This window comes from Lactococcus sp. SK2-659 (assembly GCF_020218185.2).
In the GTDB taxonomy this organism is placed as follows: domain Bacteria; phylum Bacillota; class Bacilli; order Lactobacillales; family Streptococcaceae; genus Lactococcus; species Lactococcus lactis.
In genome coordinates, this window is the sequence record NZ_JAIWQZ020000001.1 from 380574 (window position 1) to 401618 (window position 21045).

The window sequence follows — 21045 nt, forward strand, 5'->3', positions numbered from 1 at the left end:
ACAAGCAAGGGAGATTTCATGCAAAGAAAATATAAATTTAAACTTGTGACTTTTATAATGTTGCTATCACTGTTACCGACTATAAATTTTAATGGATTTTCTTCAGAGAGTAATAAAGAAAATGTTAAGATTAATTCTCTTGAAAAGATACTTTCTTCTCAAGGGGTGTCAGCAGCAACTCAGACACTTATAAATCGTCAAAGCGTGAGTCCCAGTGGCACTACTTTCAATGGAAATTCAGTTTCACAACCAAGTCGTACTCCACTTCCACAAAATTCAGTTGAAGATGCAATAATGCCTAATAGCTTTGGATGGCAACAAACTATCGCTAATCTAACGTTACCAACCAATCAAGTTACTGCTGTACAAAATGGAACAATTATAGGAAGTTATCCAACTACAGATGCTGGTGTTCAACAAGCGCTTTATGCAATGTATAGTGCAACTAATGCTAGCACTTCGGATTTTGTCTTATACTATGGAGCTAATACAACACTCAGTAATTCAGTCCTAAAAGCAGTAGTTTCTAATCCAAGTGCGACTAATATGACATTTAGCACACTAAAAGGGCATGCTAAAAGTTTAACCTGGATTTCAAATCCAGCCGATCTACTTACGAGCTCAAATAGTTCTCAGCCCTCAGGAACAAATTATACTGTAACCTTACCTTCAAATGTCTATTTTGGAGTTCCAACTATTTTTCGCAATGTAACTGTGGCTGCAAGTGGGGATAATATTTATGCCCAAGGGAACGCATTTGCAACGACAAATGGCTCATGGATAACTGGTGCTCCTAACATTTATGGTGGAACGGACAATAGTGATATATCTGGAAATACAAACCTATATATTGGAGCAACAGGAAGTACTGCGGGCTGGAATATCTATGGTGGTAATGCATCGGCTGGAACAATATCTGGTAATACCCATGTTACGATTGCCCAGTCATCATCTACTATAAATAGTGTAACTGGTGGAAGTGCATCAGGAGCAACAATTTCAGGAAATACAAACCTTGATATAAGTGGAGCTATTGCTTCTCAGATAACAAATATCTACGGTGCTGGAATTGGTACTTCTAATTCTCCTGTTAATGTGAATGGGAATGTTACAACTTATGTTAACTCAACAAATGGAAGTGCAAGATACCAACTTTATCAAGGTGGAACAGTTTATGGAAATATAAGTGGTTCAATCTATAATACTTTAAGTGGGGCAGGAGGATGGACTGGCGCAACTAGTAATATAAATGGTGCTGGTGGTCCAGCATCAACTTTTAACGGAGGTTCATTCCAAGGGAATATAGGGACATCTGGTGCCGGAAATGTTATCTCAAATAGTTACAATACATCATCCTTCACAACAGGTCAAGCTTTATTTACAGGTGGTAATGCTGGAACAGGCGCTTCATATGCTCAGGCAACCAACGCCACTACCGCGGCTCAAGGGATATTATATGCTAATATTACTAACTATATTAAATCTGCTTTTACAACTGGAACAGCTGGGGCAGTTTATGGAATAGTTGGTGGTAATGGTCATGATTCTCTAAAAATTTCTCCATCACAATGGGGACTTGGAAGTCAGACTGGTCTTGATAGTGCAGTTGGTGTAACAGATGCTAAAGCTTATGGACAGATTCCATCTACTACTGTAGTTTCAAATGCCCAAAAAATTACTAGTAATGCAATTTATGGCGATGTTTATACTTGGTTACAATCAGGTGTTATGTCAACAACATCGGGTGGTGGAGCAAACGATTGGACAGGTTATTCATATGGTGCAAGTTCAAATGGGTATCTACAAGGACAATCAGTTTTAGAAGCTGGAACGGCAAATGCTGATAATTCTGTTGGAGGTGCCGGAGTAGTATATTGTAGTGCAATGGGAGGTACCGCAGAAACAACTCTTGCAGCCCAAGGAACAGTTGCTTATGGTAAAACTGATACAAGTTCTGCCATTAATTCCGGCTGGGATTTATGGGGAGGCGGAGGAACGGTATGGACCTATCGTCAAGCCTTTTTACAAAACGGTAATTCCTATCTTATTCACAATAATGATATTGCCCGTTGGACCTATGGAGGTCAATCTAATGGTAGTCAGGTCGGAAATTCATACAATATTTTGAATGGGGCTATTGTTGATACTCTTGAAGGTGGTGGTTATACCGCAACTACAAAATGGGGAAATACTACAGCACAAGTCAATCAAGGGCAAGTTAATTGGTTCTTGTCAGGCGGTTCTTGGGGAGATTTGTATAATACTGGAAGTGCAACAGTAAATGTTTACAACGGATATATCAACGCTATTACCGGTGGAAACTATGGCCAAGCTGGAGTAGAGACAATTGCTGGTGATTCTACAGTCAATGTTTATGGAGGTGATTTCTCAGGTTCGCCAAGAACAGGAACAAAACAACTTTGCGGAGGTCCGTTCTTTAATGGGGCATCCTCGATTTTAGGAAATACAGCTTTAAATGTTGATTTGACAGGTTCAACTGGCTCAAGCTTCCAACTTCCTTCTGGTACATATTTATCAGGAGGAGCAGGTTATAACAATACTGTGACTCACGTTGGTTCTGGAGTAAATAACAGTATTAGTGTCAATATATCAGCAAATGCTGCATCCGGAAATGTCTTAAATGGTGCTGTTATTTACGGCGACGGGCAGTCAACTGGTTCAAATAGTACATATACAAATGTTGGTACAATCAACATGACCATTAACGCAGATGGCAACACTGTAGGTTCGGTTTATGCAACTAATTATGTAGCCATGCCAGCTTCAGGTCAAAGATACAATACGAATATAAAAATTGGGGATGGTACTACCATTTCCGGTACGATAACATCCGGAGGAAGTAGTGATAATCTAACTGATGCGATTGCCGCAGCTAATAACAATAAATCGGCTATTACATTAGGAAATAGTACTTCACATAACCCAATTACCATAAATGGTTCACTTATCAATTTTAACAGTGCAGAAATTACTGAAAAAGCAGTAGTGAATGTAGCAGGTTCTTTTAAAAATGGAGGTGGAGCTACAGCAGCAAACCACGCTGCAACTTACTCCAAACATGGTTCGATTCAAATGGATACTGATTCTACTCTTGGAATTACTTCAACATCATCCGTTGTATCAGCAAGCCAATTAGTTGCCTATCCAAATGCAATACTTTCTACACCCTATGTCCAAACATCTGGATTGATTAATTTATCCGATTTAGATCTTTCAACCAATAAGGGTAATCTATTTTGGAAGCCGATCGGTAATCCACCAACAAGTATTAGTAATACCTATAATGGAGCCTATTGGGGAACACAAGCGGCATTCCCAATTTTGACGTTTAATGGTGGAGATACTTCTACAAAATCTGGTGCAGTAAATATTAGTCCTAATAATTTTTCTGGTGTAGATTCAGCCAAAAATTATGCATTTTTAGGGGATTATACAATGTCTTCCCTCTCCACCCCAAGTAATCCAACTTGGATTGGTTATGTTGTTCCAGGGCAGGTACGTGTATATAATACAACTGGTGAAGCAGATTCAGGAAATTGGCAACATCATTTAAAATCTAATGTTACAACAGGGAATCCCGTTGCTGGTCAAACGATGCAAGCATGGGCCTCGGTAGCATCTGATACTGATGCAAGTTCGATCAAAGTAATGTATGTGATGGGATATAGTGATAGCACAACAGCTCCCTTTAGCTTCACCGCTAAAGCACCATATTACATAAAATCTAGAACAGCCACGGCATTTGATGGAAAGATTTTAAATAATTATCCATCAACTAATCCTAATTTTGATGTCTATGCTGGAACTACTGGTGCTACACGTAACTTTGGTACGAGAGACTATTTTGTAGGAAATCAACAAGATGGCACAAACGATCAAGCAATATATGGAAGTTATATTGTACAAAATGTGGTTACTGATAACACCACTAGTCTAAGTGCTGGAAACTATATCCTACCGAATAAAGGTTCGGCAATAAATGCATCATAATTGACTCAAGCACAACTCCAAAAAATTGTTGGTTTAAAAGGAGTGGGTGTAATGACAGATATTACGACGAGTGGTGATCCATTAAGTTCAATAAATAATGCAGGTAATACGATTCAAGATCCTACAACTAGTGATACTAATGTAAAAGATAAATCATATGCAGAAATACCTGTGAGCTGGACTTTGGGAAAAAGTTCTACTAATAGTAACATTGTTGTTGTACCACAGGCAGCAGTTATTTCATCAGATAGTCAGACAGCTCTTAATGTTTATGATGCAAGTATGACAAGTGATGATGCACACGATTTAAAAGATCAAAAAGATCTGGATGTTAATTGGACCTATGCTTTAGCTTTTAAAGCGGATGGAACGATAGAAGAACCAGTGATTAGCAGTCCGTCAAATTTGGTTACAACCTTGCAAACTATACAAGCCAATAATCCAATCATTGATGGAGATGGTAATATTCGTCCTGTTACTTATACTTATAATGGATTATCAAAAGATATTACACTTAATTTAACTTTTGGCTCTATAAGTCTTTCTACACCAAATTCTTACGACTTTGGTACATTAGACGTAAGTCCCAAACCATTAATTTCATGGGCCACAAGTCCTGCCAGTGATGTGGTTGTTACGGACACACGGACAGGTTCTGCCTTAAAGCCATGGTATGTGAGTGTCGCACAAACTCAAGATTTAAAAGGTTTGACAAATAATAATAATTTGGCTTCATATCTTTTCTTCAAAGATAGTACAGGAAGTAAAGTAATTACAAGTGATGCCTTACAGATTTATGCCAATACTTCACCAACTACTGGTATTTTTAAGTTAAATCAAAACTGGAATTCAACCTCTGGTGAAGGAATCCAATTGAATATTCCGGTTGATCATCAAGAGAAGGGAACCTATGAGGGACAATTAACTTGGTCTTTAAATAATGTACCTTCTAATTAGTTGCGTATAGCAATTATATACAAAGTAGGATTAGTCCTACTTTGTATAACGGACTTATTTTAATTTTATTATAAGATTTTAATCAAAATACTACAGAGATGTAGTTCTAGAAAGAGAACATAATGAAAATTTATCAAAAAGTTTTACTGATCATTGCCACTATATTTACTTTAGGGACTGTCAGTAAAGAAGTTCATGCAAATGAATTTAATTTTTCTGTGAACCCGGTTCTTCCAGAAAACCAAATTGGCGAGAGCGGATACTTTAATTTACAAATGAGTCCAGGACAATCGCAAACTTTGACGATTAGTCTAAAAAATACTACTGACAAAACAGTAGTGGTTGAAGAAGAAATAGCTAGTGCGACAACAAATATTAACGGTGTGGTTGAATACTCACCAAATAAAATTAAAGCAGATTCAACACTAAAGTATAATCTAGTAGACTATGCCTCAATTCCAAAAGAAGTATCACTACAACCAAACTCTTCACAGCAAGTAAAAGTGAGTGTTACTATGCCAAAGGAAAATTTTAATGGTGTAATTGCTGGTGGAATTACTTTTAAAGCGAAGGACTCGGAGAAAACAAATTCAAATTCTAAGGGATTAAGTATTCAAAATAAATATGCTTACGTTGTTGCTTTACTGATGCAACAGAATAAAAATACTGTTGCGCCTGACTTGAAATTAAATAGTGTAGAGCCTAGTTAGGTTAATTATAGAAATGTAATCAATGCCAATTTACAAAATCCAATGGCTGGATATCTAAATCAAATGTATGTTCAAGCAGAGGTCAAAGGTTTAAGTAATTCTAAATTATCTTATAAGGCAAACAAAGAGATGCTGCAAATGGCACCAAATAGTAATTTTGATTATCCTGTTTCTATTGGTGATGGAAATAAGCTTGAAGCGGGTAAGTATCGTCTATCGATGACAGTATATGGACAAAAAAATAATGACGGAAAGTTCACTTATGTTGATTCAAAAGGAAAAGAACAAAAATTTGATTATCAATGGAAATTTACAAAAGACTTTACAATATTAGGTAAAACAGCAAGTAAATTAAATTCAAAAGATGTAACTGTTAAAAAGACTCCTTGGTATGAAAATTGGCTTATCTGGTTAGGTTTATTATTAATTCTTTTAGCTCTTTTCTTCTTGTTCTTTATTTTATGGAAGAGACGTAAAAAAGAAGAAGAGGAGCAAGATTTAGAAAAAGAAAAATTAAAAGCTCAACTTGAAGAAATGAGAGAGCAAATAAGTAAAGAAGATAATTCTGATGAGATAGACGTTTAGGTTCTACTTAGATTTTTGAATCATGATTATTTACATTTATTAAAGTTAAGTAAAAGTAAAACAAATTGCAGGAGGTTTTTTATGGCCGAGAATCAGCTATTCTACCCACGGTTAGAAGAATTAATAAGAATATCAAAAAAATCTTTTAATCAAGTTGAAAGAGATCTAGGATATCCTAGAAATGCGCTTCATAATTATAAAAACGGTGTGGAACCTTCGGGAATTCGATTGATTGAATTGGCACATTATTTCGGAGTAACACCTGAGTATTTGCTAGGAATAAACAATGACCCAAAAAATAACGGAACCAGAATTATTTTTGAAAGTCTTAATGATTATCAGAAAAAAGATTTATGCATTATTTGTCAAGAATGGTTGTTGTCTTCAAAATAGAGTAAAGAAAGTATAAACTATAAATAAAAAAAGCCTTATAAGGCTTTTTTATTTATAAAAATTAATTAGAATTTAATTATTTTTTGGGGCGAACGAACATTGCATCCCCAAAACTGAAGAAACGATATTTTTCATCAATCGCATGTTGGTAAGCGTCAAGAACAAAATCACGGCCAGCAAAAGCAGCGACTAACATGACCAAAGTTGATTTTGGTAAATGGAAATTGGTGTTAAAAGCATCAACAACTTTCCATTCATAGCCAGGTTTAATGAAAATGTCAGTCCAGCCAGAATCGGCTTGGATATCCCCATCAAATTTACTACCGATGGTTTCCAAAGTACGGATTGATGTTGTTCCAGAAGCAACAATTTTGTGTCCACTAGCCTTAACAGCTCTCAATTGAGCCGCCGCCTCTTCAGTTAGACGATAAAATTCGCTGTGCATTTGATGCTCATCAACATTATCCACACTTACAGGACGAAATGTTCCCAAACCAACATGAAGTGTTAATTCAACAATTTTGACTCCTTTGTCAGCAATTTTTTCTAACAATTCAGGTGTATAATGTAGGCCAGCAGTTGGAGCAGCAGCAGAACCATTCTCTTTTGCAAAAACTGTTTGATAACGTTCTTGATCCTCGAGTTGTTCGTGGATATAAGGAGGAAGTGGCATTTCGCCTAAGCTTTCCAAGATTTCAAGGAAAATTCCATCGTATTTGAATTCGACAATTCGTCCACCATGATCAAGAACTTCTACAACGACAGCTTTCAAACGACCATCACCAAAAACGACTTCCTCACCAACTTTCATTTTGCGAGCTGGTTTTGCCAATGTTTCCCAACGATTTTGCCCCATATCTTTAAGCAAGAGGAGTTCAATATGTCCACCTGTTTCAGCGCGTTCACCGTGGAGACGGGCTGGGAGTACCCTTGTGTTATTTAGGACAAGAGCATCGCCAGCTTCAAGTTCATCAATAATATTATAGAAATGTCTATCTTCAAGCTCTTCAGTTTTAGGATCAAGAATCAACAAACGTGATTCAGAACGTTTTTCCAAAGGCGTTTGGGCGATCAATTCTTCTGGCAAATCAAAATCAAAATCATTTATATTCATAAGTTGTTTTTATTTTACTCCATTCCGTAAAAGGATTCTAAAATACATTTATTTCAAATTAGTTTAGTTGATTTATAGGTAATTTTTCTCTCAAATCACTAAATCAATTGGTTGATAAAAAAAGCAATGCATATTGTTTTATTATATCATTTTTTGGATAGACTAGCTTTAGGAAGAACGAGATTTATTGTATGCCCAAAACACCGTTTTTGTAAGATTATTACTAAATAATATAAGAAGTTGCAAAAAGAAATTTTAATATTACAATGGTAAAATAAAAATTAAAAGGAATTCTATGAAAAAAAGGAAAAAAATGATTGCTTGGATTTTAGTAGTTTTATCCGTTGTTTTGGTCGGTGGCTATTTTGCAATAGGAAACTATTTTTATGACTTAGCTGTTAACGCGCGTACCAATAAATCTTTTTTAACTGCCGGGAGCAAACAGAAACCTCTTTCTAAAAAAGAAGAAGAAAGAAAAAAGGAAAATAAAATATTTTTAGCGGATGTAAAATCCGACGCTTGGTATGTTACCTCCTCTGATAAGTTGAAGTTGAAACTCTATGCTGCAGATTATAAGCAACCAACTAAAACAAATAAATGGGCTATTGTTGTTCATGGGTATGGTGGACAATCGACCGATATGGCAAGTTGGACACGTCATTTTTACAATAAGGGTTATAATGTTGTTACACCAGATTTAAGAGGGCATGGTAAAAGTCAAGGGGATTATATCGGTATGGGCTGGGATGGGATGACCGTAAAGATATGTTGCTTTGGATTGCCAAAATTATTCAAAAAGATCCACAGGCAGAAATTGTCCTATTGGGCGTTTCTATGGGAGGAGCAACGGTGATGAACACTTCAGGCGAAAAACTTCCCTCTAATGTCAAAGCAATTGTGGAAGATTGTGGTTTCACATCAACAGGCGATGTTTTTGCCTATCAATTAAAACAATTATATGGATTACCAAAATTTCCAGTTCTTTATGCGGCAAATACCGTTGTCAAAATGAGAGCTGGTTATGATATCTTTAAATCTTCGGCAATTAAACAAGTAGCCAAAAGCAAAATGCCAATTTTGTTCATTCATGGTGATAAAGATACTTTCGTTCCATTTAAAATGTTAAATCCTCTCTATGATGCAGCAAAAGTTGAGAAAGAAAAGCTGATTGTTCATGGAGCGGGTCATGGAGAATCAGAAAAAGTTAATCCAGACTTATATTGGAGCCATGTTTGGAATTTTGTTGGAAAATATATGTCTTAATTGATTACAAGAAAGTCCTTTTTTAAAAGGACTTTTTATTTTTGTTAATGTATTTTTTGAAGACAATTTTTAGTTGACATGGAGATAATTTATGATATAATGAAAGTGTAGAAAAATTGATATATACCAATTTAGAAATGGAGCATATAAAATGAAAGTTATCGTAGTAAAAAATCAACTTGAAGGTGCAAAAATCGGACTTGACCTTCTTAAAGAATCAATGGCTAATGGCGCTAAAACATTGGGACTTGCAACAGGCTCAACACCAGTAGAATTTTACAACCAAATTGTTAACTCAGACCTTGATTTTACAGACATGGTTTCAGTAAACTTGGATGAATATGTTGGACTTGACGGTTCAAATGATCAATCTTACCGTTACTTTATGACTAAACATTTGTTTGGAGAAAAACCATTTAAAGAAAACTTCTTACCAAATGGTAAAGCAGCTGATCTCGAAGCTGAAGCAAAGCATTATGACCAAATTATTGAAGAAAATCCAATTGACTGGCAAATTCTTGGAATTGGTCAAAATGGACACATTGGTTTCAATGAACCAGGAACACCTGCTGAAATTACAACTCATGTTGTTGACCTTCAAGAAAGCACAATCAAAGCCAACGCACGTTTCTTTGAATCAGAAGCAGATGTACCACGTAAAGCAATTTCAATGGGACTTGCTTCAATTATGAAATCAAAAAATATTGTTTTGATGGCTTATGGTAAAGAAAAAGCTGAAGCAATCAAAGGAATGGTTGAAGGAGAAGTGACAACAGAGCTTCCAGCATCAATTCTTCAAAACCACGATAATGTTACTGTTATTGCTGATGAAGCAGCTGTTTCATTGTTGAGCAAATAAAATAAAAAAAGTCCTGACAGGACTTTTTATTTACTGACAGAAATTCTGTCAGTATTTTTTTATCTTTTTTTATACTTACGGTGATTATCAACGACTTCTGAAACGGAGTAATCCGTCTCATCATTGAAAGAAATATTATGATTCAAATCTAAATATTGATTGAACATGTTTTCGTATTCAGGAATTGATAGACGTGTTCTTGCATCCAACATTGATTGATGCTCGATTTTAAGTAAATGATTTTCGTAACCTTCAATAAGTTCACCAGAGAAAAATTCAGCAACAGTACCAGAACCATAACTAAAAAGTCCAATACGCTGACCAGCACTCAATTTATCAGAGTTTTCCAAAAGTGAAATCAAACTCAAATAGAGAGAACCGGTATATAGATTACCCACACGACGATTATAAACGATACCATGTTCAAATTGTTCCATTAATTCTTCAGCATTGGCTGGCTTTTCTGATTCAAGCATTGGCAATAAGGCTTTTTTACCCATTTTAGTATAAGGGGTATGAAAAGCGATAGCTGTAAAGTCTTCAAACTTTAAATTTGTTCTATGGCTATACTCTTTCCAGATTTTAGCAAAAGCATCGATATATGTTTCGTTTGAAAACTTACCATCAACAGAAGGATAAGCCTGACCAAAAGGACGCCAAAAATCATAGATGTCTTGAGTTAAAGCAACGTTATCATTATTTAAGGCCAAAATTTTAGGATTGGCCGTGATAAGCATTGCAACACTTCCAGCTCCCTGAGTAGGTTCTCCACCAGTATTTAGCCCATATTTGGCAATATCAGAAGCAATAACTAAAACTTTAGTATCAGGATTCAAAAGAACATGGTCGCGAGCAAGAGCAAGGCCAGCAGTAGTTGCATAACAAGCCTCTTTCATTTCAATGCTTCGAGCAAAAGGTTGAATGCCAAGCAAATCGTGAACAACAACGGCTGAGGCCTTTGATTCATCAAGACTTGATTCAGTACCAACGATGACCATGTCAATGGCTTTTTTATCTTCCTCAGTCAAAATACTTGCTGCCGCGTTAGCAGCAAAAGTAATAATATCTTGAGTAGCAGGATTGACTGCCATTTCATCTTGCCCAATACCAATTTGGAATTTTGCAGGGTCAACATTACGAGCATTTGCTAAATCCCTCATATCAACAAAAGTATTTGGGACAAAAAATCCAAGTTTATCTATACCGACTCTCATATTTTAAAAATTTCCTCACTTATTATTATAAAAGAAAGGAACTCCTTTCAATGTCTTTGGAATGCTTTAATTTTATCATAAAAATACGTTAAATTCTTTGCTAAGATGTTTTCTTTCTATAAAATACACACATTTAATTTTTTGTTTAATTAATAAAAAAAGGAATTAAGTAAATGGTATGTATTTTAAATAGTACAAAAAATGCTTGAATAGAGTCATTGATTAGATATTGTTTATTAATTTAATGTAAAGAGACTTTGACAAAAGTAGTTTAAAATATGCTATAATGGCTTTCGGAGGTTCATTCGTGAAAGAAATTGTAATCATTGACGCCTTAAGAACACCAGTTGGAAGATACGACGGTGCTCTTGCTGAATATTCAGCAGCAGAACTTGGAACACATGTTGTTTCAAACTTATTGTCAAAACATGAAAATATAAAATCAGATGTTGAACAAGTTATTTTTGGAAATGTTCTTCAAGCTGGTAATGGTCAAAATATAGCACGTCAAATTGCGATTCATAGTGGTTTATCTAATACAGTGCCGGCTTCAACAATCAACGAAGTTTGTGGTTCAGGAATGAAAGCAGTGATTTTAGCCAAACAACTTTTACAGCTTGGTGAAGCAGAAGTTGTAATCGCTGGTGGGACAGAATCTATGTCTAATGCCCCAATTATAAAGAATCGAAAAACTCAAGAAGAAACATTAAGTATGTTAAATGATGGCTTAGTTGATGCCTTCTCAGGAATTTCTATGGGAATTATTGGTGAAACTATTGCTGAGCAATTTGATATAAGTCGAGCAGACCAAGACGCTTTTGCACAAAACTCTCAAGAAAAAGCGGTCGCTGCAAGTCAAGCTGGAATTTTTAAAGAAGAGATTGTTGCGATTGGAGAAGTCGGAGTCGACGAAACACCACGTCCTTCTTCTAGTTTAGAAAAATTAGCCACTTTAAGGACAGCTTTCAAAGAAAATGGAACTGTGACAGCAGGTAATTCTTCTCCTGTTAATGATGGAGCTTCAGCTGTCATTCTTGCAACAAAAGACTATGCTGAAAAACATGGGATTCCGTACCTAGCAGAATTAGTTGATAGTACAGAAGTTGGAATTGACCCTGCTATTATGGGAGTTTCACCAATTGAAGCTATCAAAAAATTAATTAATCGTTCAGAGCTTGAACTTTCAGATATTGACCTGTTTGAAATTAATGAAGCATTTGCAGCATCAAGCCTTGCTGTCAATCGTGAACTTGGTTTAAATGAATCACAAGTTAACATTTATGGTGGTGCAATTGCACTAGGTCATGCTATCGGTTCAAGTGGTTCTAAAATTCTCACGACTTTGTCTTATGCCTTAAAACGTGAGCAAAAACGCTATGGAATTGCTAGTCTTTGTATCGGTGGAGGCCTAGGTTTGGCTGTTCTTTTAAAAAATCCTAACCTTTAAAAATTATTGTGGTTTAAACAAGTAATTTTTAAGAAATTAATGGAGGAATTGCCCAGCTTATCTGGGCATTTTTGGAAAATATGAGAAAAAAATTTTATCAAATGTCGCCCAAAGAGCGATTAGATTCATTGAATCTGTCAGAAGATACTCAGGAAGTTTTGAGTGAAATGGCTTTAGATACAAATATTTTAAACAATCTAATTGAAAATCAAATTTCCGAATTTGAATTGCCAATGGGACTTGCTCAAAATTTTGTCATTAATGGAAAAGAATACATCGTTCCGATGGTTACAGAAGAACCATCAGTTATAGCTGCTGCGAGTAATGGAGCAAAAATAGCGGAAAGTTTTACGGCTAAAATAGATGAACGGTTAATGCGTGGGCAAATTGTATTTTATGACGTAAAGAAACCAGAAGAAATTATTAAGAAAATATCTGAATGCAAAAATGAAATATTTGAACAAGCTAAGCTTGCGTATCCTTCAATTATTAAGCGTGGGGGCGGTTTGAGAGAAATTTCGAGCAGACTTTTTTCAAGTGAGAAATTTATTTCAGTTGATTTCAAAGTGGATGTCAAAGATGCAATGGGTGCCAATATTATTAATTCTATATTGGAAGGTGTAGCAGCACTTTTTCGTGGCTGGTTTTCTGAGGAAAAAATTCTGTTTAGCATCCTTTCAAACTATGCAACTGAATCTTTAGTAAAGGTGAGCTGTGAAATTCCAGTTGATGCTCTTTCAAAAAAATCAAATGGTTTAGAAATTGCTCAAAAAATTGCAGTTGCTTCACAATACTCAAAAATTGACCCTTACCGTGCTAGCACACACAATAAAGGAATTATGAATGGGATTAATGCTGTAATTCTTGCGACAGGAAATGATACGCGAGCTATTTCAGCAGCAATTCATGCTTATGCAGCAGAAGAAGGGACATATCAAGGTTTGGCTAAATGGGAAGTTCATGCCGAAAAGTTATTTGGAGAGTTAGAAATTCCTTTACCTGTGGCGACCGTTGGTGGTGGGGTGAAAGTCTTACCTAAAGCACAAGCGGCAATGGAAATTTTAGGAATCACAGATGCTAGAGAACTGGCCAAAGTTATCGCCGCAGTTGGTTTAGCACAAAATTTAGCAGCTTTGCGCGCACTTGTTTCAGAAGGAATTCAAAAAGGACATATGAGCTTACAGGCTCGCTCTTTGGCATTATCCGTGGGTGCAAAAGCAGATGAGATAGCAGTCATAAGTCAGCAACTTCGGCAGGAAAAAGTGATGAATCAAGAAGTAGCTCGCCGTTTATTAAATAGTCTCAGAAACTAAAAAAGAACTGTCAAGATTTTTTCTTGACAGGCCGAAATTAGTCTGCTATAATATTAAATATAATAAAAATAGAAATAGGAAATATAAAATGTCTGTAAAAATTCGTTTGACTCGTATGGGTTCTAAGAAAAAACCTTTCTACCGTATCAATGTTGCTGATTCACGTGCTCCACGTGATGGTAAATTCATCGAAACAGTTGGGACTTATAACCCACTTGTAACTGAAGAACAAGTAACTCTTAAAGAAGAACGCGTATTGGAATGGTTGAGCAAAGGAGCACAACCTTCAGATACAGTTCGTAACCTTCTTTCAAAAGCTGGCGTTATGAAAAAATTCCACGAATCAAAACTTTCTAAATAATTTTTGAGATAAGCTGCTTTTTAGCAGCTTTTCGTGAATAAAGAAATCACATATATTGAACTTGAAGATTTTTCAAGTTAGAGTAGAGGTAAGAAATGCAAAAAGATGTGAAAGAATTAGTTTTAACAATTGTTAAACCATTGGTTACTCAACCAGATGAAGTCTCTTTGGAACTCATTGAGGGTGAGGAATTTATGGAATATCACCTTAAGGTTGCAGAGGGTGATATCGGTCGAATTATCGGACGTCAAGGTCGGATTATTCAAGCAATTCGCACAGTGGTTTACTTTGTTCCTGTAGAAGGGAAAAAAGTTCGACTTCTTGTTGATCAATAAGAATTAGAGGCTCACTTAGTGGGTCTTTTATTTTTGTTACTGATTCGGCTTTTAATTATTTTAAAGTAAATTAAATATTAAAAGAGTTGGAAGAGTGAGGTTTTTTAGATTAAACGAATATTTCTAATAATAATCAAAGACTTCTTTAAGATTCACTTTAATTGTATGAAAAATTATGTTAGAATGAAAAATATTGATTAACAATTGTAGATACAATCGGTTATAAATATAAATAAACTGATTTTTTATATAGGTGGAATAATGGATAAGAAAAAAGGAATCTTATTAGTAGCTTTGGGAACTCCGCGCTCATGTGAAGCAGATGATGTGAGGGATTATTTAAAAGAATTTTTGGGTGACCCTCTTGTTATACAAAAACCAAGATGGCTTTGGTTGCCAATTTTAAATGGAATTATTTTAAAAGTTAGACCGCAAAAATCAGCAGAGATGTATAAACAAATCTGGACAGATGAAGGTTCCCCTTTGATGATTTACACAGTAGCGCAAGCAAAACAACTACAGGATATGCGCGAAGATTTTGATGTTCGTTTTGCCATGACTTACGGAGAGCCACGCATTGATAAAGTAATCGCTGAGATGAAAGAATCTGGTGTTGACGAAATTACTGTTCTTCCACTTTACCCTCAATATTCTTTAACAACAGTTGAACCTGTAATTCAACAAGTTAAAAAAATTGATGATAAGATAAAAGTAATTAGAGATTTCCACAAAGTAGAATCTTATAGCGATTTACTGGCAGAGTCTATTAGAGAAAAGTGGCAAGCAAATGACTATGATAAACTGGTCCTTAGCTATCATGGAATTCCCTTGTCCTACGTGACCAAGAAAAAAGATGCTTATGAAGAGCAATGTAAAGAAACAACACGTTTGGTAGTAAGTAAACTTGGCTTGAGGGAAGAAGAATACGAGCATACTTATCAATCAAAATTTGGTCCTGAAAAATGGTTAGAACCTGCGACTATTGATAGAGTTGCTGAACTTCCTAAAGAAAATGCTAAAAAAGTATTGATCTGTTCACCAGCATTCGTTGCAGATTGTTTAGAAACTTTATTTGAATTAGAAATTGAAAATAAAGAAGTATTTGTTGAAAATGGCGGAGAAACATTTGATTTTGTTCATCCTTTTAATGACTCTTTAGACTTTACTAGAGTATTAAGTGAAGTAGTTGACCAAAATAGAATCTGAGAAATATAATCATTATTTTATTAGTTTTGGCCTTTAAATTTTATAACATTACTAAAGAGAAATAGTATTTGTTATAATGGTTCATAATATGCTAAAAATAGTAAGGAAATCCAATGAAAAAACAGTATGAAATTGTTTCAATGAAAGACCATTACCGAATTCGCCTTGGAATTTTTGAGCCAGACCAAAAAGCAAAAGCGGTAGTACAATTAGTTCATGGATTTGGTGAATATACTGGTCATTATCTCTATTTAATTAATGAATTAGTCAATGCTGGTTTTATTTGCCTAATGCACGATCAGAGAGGACATGGCGTTTTAGCAGCTGCTAACCCAAAACTTCAAGGACGAGCTAGAGCTTACGAGAGCCTAATTAGTGATGCCTTAGAAGTGAGGAAGATAATTGGTAAAAAGTATCCAAAACTTCCGGTTTATCTGTTTGGACATAGCATGGGTGGAAATATTTCACTCAATGTTCTTCTGAGAAATATTGAAAATCAAAAACTTTACCAAAAAGCAGTAATTGAATCTCCTTGGCTAGCGCTGACAAATCCACCAGCCGTGCCGCTTCAAAGACTGGCAGGTTTTTTAGGAAAAATAAGTCCAAAAATTCGAGTTCGTACAGGTTTAAAAGTTGAAGCAATTTCTCACCGAAATGATTTAGTAGATTTAGTAACTAAAGATGGAATCTACCACGAACTTCTTTCTTTGCGACTCTTTTCACAGATTATGGAAGCGGGGCGTTTTGCACAAAGTCAGGCTGGAAATTTGAAAATACCAACTTTATTATTCTGTGGTGAGTCAGATCAGATTTGTTCGCCCGTGGCCATTCGTTCATTTGCAAACAATGCTGGGAAAAACTTAGAATTAATAGAGATTGCAGATGGTTACCATGCACTCCATTTAGATACAGAGGCAGAGAATTTTATTGAAAGAACTAAAGATTTTTTTCTAAAAGAAAATTTTTAATTAGTATCAAAATAAATATAAAAAAAGAGTCATTCAATTTGATTGGCTCTTTTATTAATTAAACTAAGGGGGAATTTTTTTCATTCAAGGAAAAGATAGCTTTCCTTGAATAATAGACTTAAAAAATAGTTTTATTTAAATCAGGACTTATTAGGTATGGTATAATTGTAGAATGGAAAAATTTTACAAGGTAGGAACAATTGTTAACACACAAGGACTTCAAGGAGAGGTTCGCGTGATGCCATCGACAGATTTTGCTCAAGAACGCTTCTCAAAAGGTTCAGTTTTGGCACTTTTCGATGATAAGGATAATTATATTCAAGATTTAAAGGTGAAGTCTGGTCGCCCACAAAAGAATTTTTATGTCGTTAAATTTGAAGGATTTTATCATATTAATGACGTTGAAAAGTATAAAGGATATATTGTCAAAATTGCAGAAGAAAACCAAGAGGATTTAGATGATGGCGAATTTTACTATCATGAAATCATTGGCAGTGATGTTTATGAAAATGATGTCCTAATTGGTCAAATTTCTGAAATACTTCAACCAGGGGCTAATGATGTTTGGGTTGTTAAACGTAAAGGAAAACGTGATTTATTATTGCCTTATATTCCGCCAGTTATCTTAAATGTAGATGTGAGTCAACACCGAGTGGACGTATCTATTATGGAAGGATTGGATGACTAGAAATATGAGAATTGATATTTTAAGTATCTTTCCGGAAATGTTTGGCCCACTTAATCAGTCAATCGTAGGTAAAGCTCAAGATAAAGGTATTTTGGAGCTACATACACATGATTTTCGAGAAAATGCAACGAATAAACAACGTCATGTTGATGATATGCCTTATGGTGGTGGTCAAGGGATGTTATTAATGCCACAGCCAATCTTTGACACAATGGATAAAATACCTCAGAAGTCTGAAAAACCTGCGCGTGTTATTCTTTTAGACCCAGCTGGGAAAAAATTTGACCAAAAAATGGCCGAAGAATTATCTCAAGAAGAGCAATTAATTTTTATTTGTGGACATTATGAAGGCTACGACGAACGTATTAAAACATTGGTGACGGATGAAATTTCATTGGGAGATTTTGTTTTAACTGGTGGAGAAGTTGCAGCAACGGTGATGGTTGATGCGGTTGTGCGTTTAATTCCGGGTGTTTTAGGAAAAGTGGCTAGCCATGAAGATGATTCTTTTTCTAGTGGACTTTTAGAATATCCGCAATATACTCGCCCAGAAGATTTTAGAGGGATGAAGGTTCCTGAGGTATTAATGAGTGGTCATCATGAAAATATTCGTAAATGGCGGTTAAAAGAATCTTTGAGAAAAACCTTAGAACGCCGTCCAGATTTATTGGATAAATATCAAGCTAATGAAGAAGAGTTAAAAATGCTACAATTATTGCGTGAAAATGTTCAAGATGTGGTAGAATGAAGTAGTGTTAAGATTTTAGTTGAATATTGGGGAATATCCTTTAAATTTGGATGATGAAATCTTTGTTCTTATTGTTCATATCTGGATATAACTAAATTTATAATAAAAAAATAGGGGATTTTAAAATGGCTTTAACGATCGAACGAGAACAAGAATTTGTTAACCAATTTCATTATGATGCTCGTAATTATGAATGGGAAAAAGAAAATGGAACACCTGAGACTAATCTAAATGTTCAATTTCAACTTGTTCCCAAAGAACAACTTGAAAAACTTGGTGAAGGTGACACTGGTATTCACGCTGTTTTGACTTACTTGATTGTACTAGATAATATTGTACTTTCTGGTTTTGTGAGTCAATTGAACTATGTACGTGGACAAATTATTAAGGAACAAGAAGAACTTGAACAAGAGGAATTAGCCCAACTTGCGGCGCCTTTGTTTGAACTTCTTAAACGCTTGGTCTATGAAACAACAGAGGTTGCCTTAGACCAGCCTGGAATAAACTTGGAATTTTAATTAATAGAATAGAATTTATGAAATTAGCTGTTATTACTGACTCTTCGGCAGATTTTGCTGAAAAATATAAAACTTACGAAAATCTTTTTGTCTTAGATATTCCAATTTCCATTGATGGAGTGGATTATGATTTGCAAAAAATTTCTCATGAAGAATGGTACGATCTTATGGCGGAGGCCCAAGAAGTACCTAAAACTTCGCAACCTAGAGTTGCTGAACTTGATAGACTTTTAAAAGACTTAGAAAAACAAGGGTATACTCATGTTTTAGGTCTGTTTTTGCCAGCAGCAATTTCTGGATTTTACCAAAATATTTTTTACTTACAAAGTGAATATGAGCAAATGAAAGTAGTATTTCCTGAAACTTTTATTACCTCAAGTCCGTTGGGCTATATGGTGGAAACAGTATTGGATTTGGCAGAAGCTGATGTCGAATTTGAAGAAATTATCGCAAAGTTTGAAGAACAAAGAGACGGTGACCGTGCCTATATGCTTGTCGATGATTTGCATTGGTTAGCAAAAGGTGGACGTCTGTCTAATGGTGCGGCTGTGCTTGGGACTTTATTGAATATTAAGCCTGTGCTAACTTTTAGTACTGAAGGTAAGGTTGAAGTTTTTGAAAAAGTTCGGACTGTGAAAAAAACGATGAGCCGGATGAAGGAACTTTTGTTAAAAGATGCCAAAGATCCTTTGGCATACAAAGTTTATGTTATTCATACTAGAGCTGAAGATCGGGCACAAGAATTATATGATTATGCATTATCTCAAGGTTTTGATGATGTGGAAATCGTCACTTTTGGGCCTGTTATCGCAACTCATTTGGGCTTGAATACAGTGGCTTACGGTATTTCACCAAAAAAATAAAGCACGTTTTTACGTGTTTTTATCTAAAAATAAATATTCTGAATAATAAAAATAATAGCTACTTCTATAAAATACTAATTTCTTTATAAATGAATGGGGGATGAAATTGAATAAAATTAAAGTGATTGTTGCTGGATTTCGTGGGAAAATGGGAGCTACTGCGGTACAAATGATTCTTAATGCTCAAAATTTTGAACTTGTGGCTTTATTAGGAAAGAAAGAAGAAGTCTCAGAAGCGTTTGGAGTTCCTGTTTTTGGTCGAAAAGAGGATTTGATTGGATTTGATGCTGATACTTGGCTAGATTTAACGGCTCCTGAAGCGGCTTATGAGAACACTCGTTTTGCTTTAGAAAATGGCTTTAGACCAGTGGTTGGAACGACTGGTTTTACCGATGATGAAGTGGCAGATTTAATTAAGGTTTCTAGAGAAAAAGAATTGGGTGGTCTTATTGCACCAAATTTTGCCTTGGGTGCGGTTTTATTGATGCAATTTTCTAAGCAGGCTGTCAAATATTTCCCAGATGTAGAAATTATTGAATTGCACCATGATGGGAAAAAAGATGCTCCTTCTGGAACTGCTGTGAAGACAGCAGAATTGATGTCTGAGGAACGTCTGGCTCATCATCAAGGGGCAGTGGATGAAAAGGAAACTTTAGCTGGTGCTCGTGGTGCCGATCTTGAAGGAATGAGAATCCATTCGGTTCGTTTACCTGGTTTGGTGGCTCATCAAGAGGTTATTTTTGGTTCAAAAGGTGAAGGGCTGACTTTACGTCATGATTCTTATGATCGTTCAAGTTTCATGACTGGTATTGCTTTGGGAATTCGTAAGGTAATGACGGTGTCTGAGTTAAAATATGGTTTGGAACATTTTTTGGATTTATAATATTTACTGACGAAATAGACTGTGACCGGATGATTAGAGGGGGATTTTATGAGTGAATTAGAGATTCGTAGATTAGAATTAAGTGATGCAGAAGCTTTTATGGTTTATATTGCCAATTGGGCAACAGATACAAGTCCTTTTAAAATCGATGCTGTTAAAGCTTATGCCGAGCTTTCTTTGGAAAATTTTTCGGACTATGTGGAAAAAACTCATAGAGAAGAAACTTTTGCTGAAAATCCCGATTGGTCAACAGCAACTAAATATTTTGCTTTTATTAATGGGCAAATCGTTGGTGAAATTTCTTGTCGTTGGCAAATCGAAAAAGGAATTTTGTTAGAATGGGGTGGTCATATTGGTTATGGTGTGGCTCCTGATTTTAGAGGGCATCATTTTGCTGAAGAAATGGTTAGATTTGTTCTTCCTAAATATCGGAAACGTAAGATTTCTCAGGTAATGATTTCTGCTGACAAAGAGAATTTGGCGAGTCGTAAAAGTATTGAAGCAAATGCGGGTATTTTGGAAAATATTGTAGATATTGATGGTGATGAAATTTGTCGTTACTGGATTAATTTAGAAGAACAATAGGATAAAATTACTGATGGATTGCTA

At 35.4% G+C, this 21045-nt stretch carries 18 protein-coding genes and 2 pseudogenes; 18 read left to right on the forward strand and 2 right to left on the reverse strand.

Translation table 11 applies throughout. From position 1 onward, the window contains the following. Nucleotides 1–18 precede the first annotated feature (18 nt). The 4 genes and pseudogenes from LDP15_RS01840 (at nt 19) to LDP15_RS01855 (ending at nt 6656) form a co-directional block, all read left to right on the forward strand. Entirely contained in the window at nt 19–4011 is a 3993-nt protein-coding gene (locus LDP15_RS01840; protein ID WP_225513441.1) for a hypothetical protein, read from the forward strand. After that, a complete protein-coding gene (locus LDP15_RS01845; RefSeq protein WP_225513440.1) occupies nt 4012–4968 on the forward strand; it encodes a WxL domain-containing protein in 957 nt (318 codons plus the stop codon). 122 nt (nt 4969–5090) lie between these two features. Next, nucleotides 5091–6263 (forward strand): annotated as a pseudogene (locus LDP15_RS01850) (DUF916 and DUF3324 domain-containing protein). 81 nt (nt 6264–6344) lie between these two features. After that, entirely contained in the window at nt 6345–6656 is a 312-nt protein-coding gene (locus LDP15_RS01855) for a helix-turn-helix transcriptional regulator (RefSeq protein ID WP_003130721.1), read from the forward strand. 76 nt (nt 6657–6732) lie between these two features. On the opposite strand, the gene queA is transcribed toward LDP15_RS01855, so the two are convergent. Beyond that, nucleotides 6733–7770 carry a tRNA preQ1(34) S-adenosylmethionine ribosyltransferase-isomerase QueA gene (queA, locus tag LDP15_RS01860; RefSeq protein WP_015426735.1) on the reverse strand — a complete coding sequence of 346 codons (1038 nt, stop codon included), beginning with the start codon at nt 7768–7770 and terminating at the stop codon, nt 6733–6735. Between the two features lie 295 nt (nt 7771–8065). Here queA and LDP15_RS01865 point away from each other — a divergent pair. Both LDP15_RS01865 and LDP15_RS01870 read left to right on the forward strand, forming a co-directional pair. After that, nucleotides 8066–9033, forward strand: a pseudogene (locus LDP15_RS01865) (alpha/beta hydrolase). Between the two features lie 151 nt (nt 9034–9184). Continuing rightward, nucleotides 9185–9892 (forward strand): glucosamine-6-phosphate deaminase, encoded by a 708-nt coding sequence (locus LDP15_RS01870; RefSeq protein WP_015426732.1) that lies wholly within the window; start codon nt 9185–9187, stop codon nt 9890–9892. A gap of 59 nt (nt 9893–9951) precedes the next feature. Here LDP15_RS01870 and LDP15_RS01875 read toward each other — a convergent pair whose 3' ends face one another. Next, complete coding sequence (locus tag LDP15_RS01875; RefSeq protein ID WP_015426731.1) at nt 9952–11106, reverse strand: hydroxymethylglutaryl-CoA synthase; 1155 nt, start codon at nt 11104–11106, stop codon at nt 9952–9954. Nucleotides 11107–11413: 307 nt separating this feature from the next. On the opposite strand from LDP15_RS01875, the gene LDP15_RS01880 reads away from it, so the two are divergent. The 12 genes from LDP15_RS01880 to LDP15_RS01935 all read left to right on the forward strand — a co-directional run bounded on the left by LDP15_RS01880 (nt 11414) and on the right by LDP15_RS01935 (nt 21021). Then, complete coding sequence (locus LDP15_RS01880; RefSeq protein WP_010906036.1) at nt 11414–12553, forward strand: thiolase family protein; 1140 nt, start codon at nt 11414–11416, stop codon at nt 12551–12553. Between the two features lie 80 nt (nt 12554–12633). Beyond that, entirely contained in the window at nt 12634–13866 is a 1233-nt protein-coding gene (locus tag LDP15_RS01885) for a hydroxymethylglutaryl-CoA reductase, degradative (RefSeq protein ID WP_015426730.1), read from the forward strand. 88 nt (nt 13867–13954) lie between these two features. Further along, the gene (rpsP, locus tag LDP15_RS01890; protein WP_003130711.1) at nt 13955–14227 is read left to right on the forward strand and encodes a 30S ribosomal protein S16; all 273 of its coding nucleotides are present in this window, start codon (nt 13955–13957) and stop codon (nt 14225–14227) included. Between the two features lie 95 nt (nt 14228–14322). Then, nucleotides 14323–14562 carry a KH domain-containing protein gene (locus LDP15_RS01895; RefSeq protein WP_003130710.1) on the forward strand — a complete coding sequence of 80 codons (240 nt, stop codon included), beginning with the start codon at nt 14323–14325 and terminating at the stop codon, nt 14560–14562. 261 nt (nt 14563–14823) lie between these two features. Further along, entirely contained in the window at nt 14824–15768 is a 945-nt protein-coding gene (gene hemH, locus LDP15_RS01900; protein WP_015426729.1) for a ferrochelatase, read from the forward strand. Between the two features lie 113 nt (nt 15769–15881). Continuing rightward, nucleotides 15882–16736: an alpha/beta hydrolase gene (locus LDP15_RS01905; RefSeq protein WP_042230474.1), complete on the forward strand. Its 855-nt coding sequence runs from the start codon at nt 15882–15884 to the stop codon at nt 16734–16736. A gap of 172 nt (nt 16737–16908) precedes the next feature. Continuing rightward, nucleotides 16909–17424 (forward strand): ribosome maturation factor RimM, encoded by a 516-nt coding sequence (gene rimM / locus LDP15_RS01910; RefSeq protein WP_012898171.1) that lies wholly within the window; start codon nt 16909–16911, stop codon nt 17422–17424. A gap of 4 nt (nt 17425–17428) precedes the next feature. Further along, complete coding sequence (gene trmD / locus LDP15_RS01915; RefSeq protein ID WP_015426727.1) at nt 17429–18172, forward strand: tRNA (guanosine(37)-N1)-methyltransferase TrmD; 744 nt, start codon at nt 17429–17431, stop codon at nt 18170–18172. Nucleotides 18173–18297: 125 nt separating this feature from the next. Beyond that, nucleotides 18298–18690 (forward strand): DUF1149 family protein, encoded by a 393-nt coding sequence (locus tag LDP15_RS01920; RefSeq protein ID WP_015426726.1) that lies wholly within the window; start codon nt 18298–18300, stop codon nt 18688–18690. Nucleotides 18691–18707: 17 nt separating this feature from the next. Then, a complete protein-coding gene (locus LDP15_RS01925; RefSeq protein ID WP_015426725.1) occupies nt 18708–19553 on the forward strand; it encodes a DegV family protein in 846 nt (281 codons plus the stop codon). A 100-nt stretch (nt 19554–19653) separates the two neighbouring features. Beyond that, entirely contained in the window at nt 19654–20436 is a 783-nt protein-coding gene (gene dapB / locus LDP15_RS01930; protein ID WP_015426724.1) for a 4-hydroxy-tetrahydrodipicolinate reductase, read from the forward strand. A gap of 48 nt (nt 20437–20484) precedes the next feature. Beyond that, nucleotides 20485–21021, forward strand: coding sequence for a GNAT family N-acetyltransferase (locus LDP15_RS01935; protein ID WP_015426723.1), 537 nt, complete (start codon nt 20485–20487; stop codon nt 21019–21021). The last annotated feature ends 24 nt before the right edge of the window (nt 21022–21045 follow it).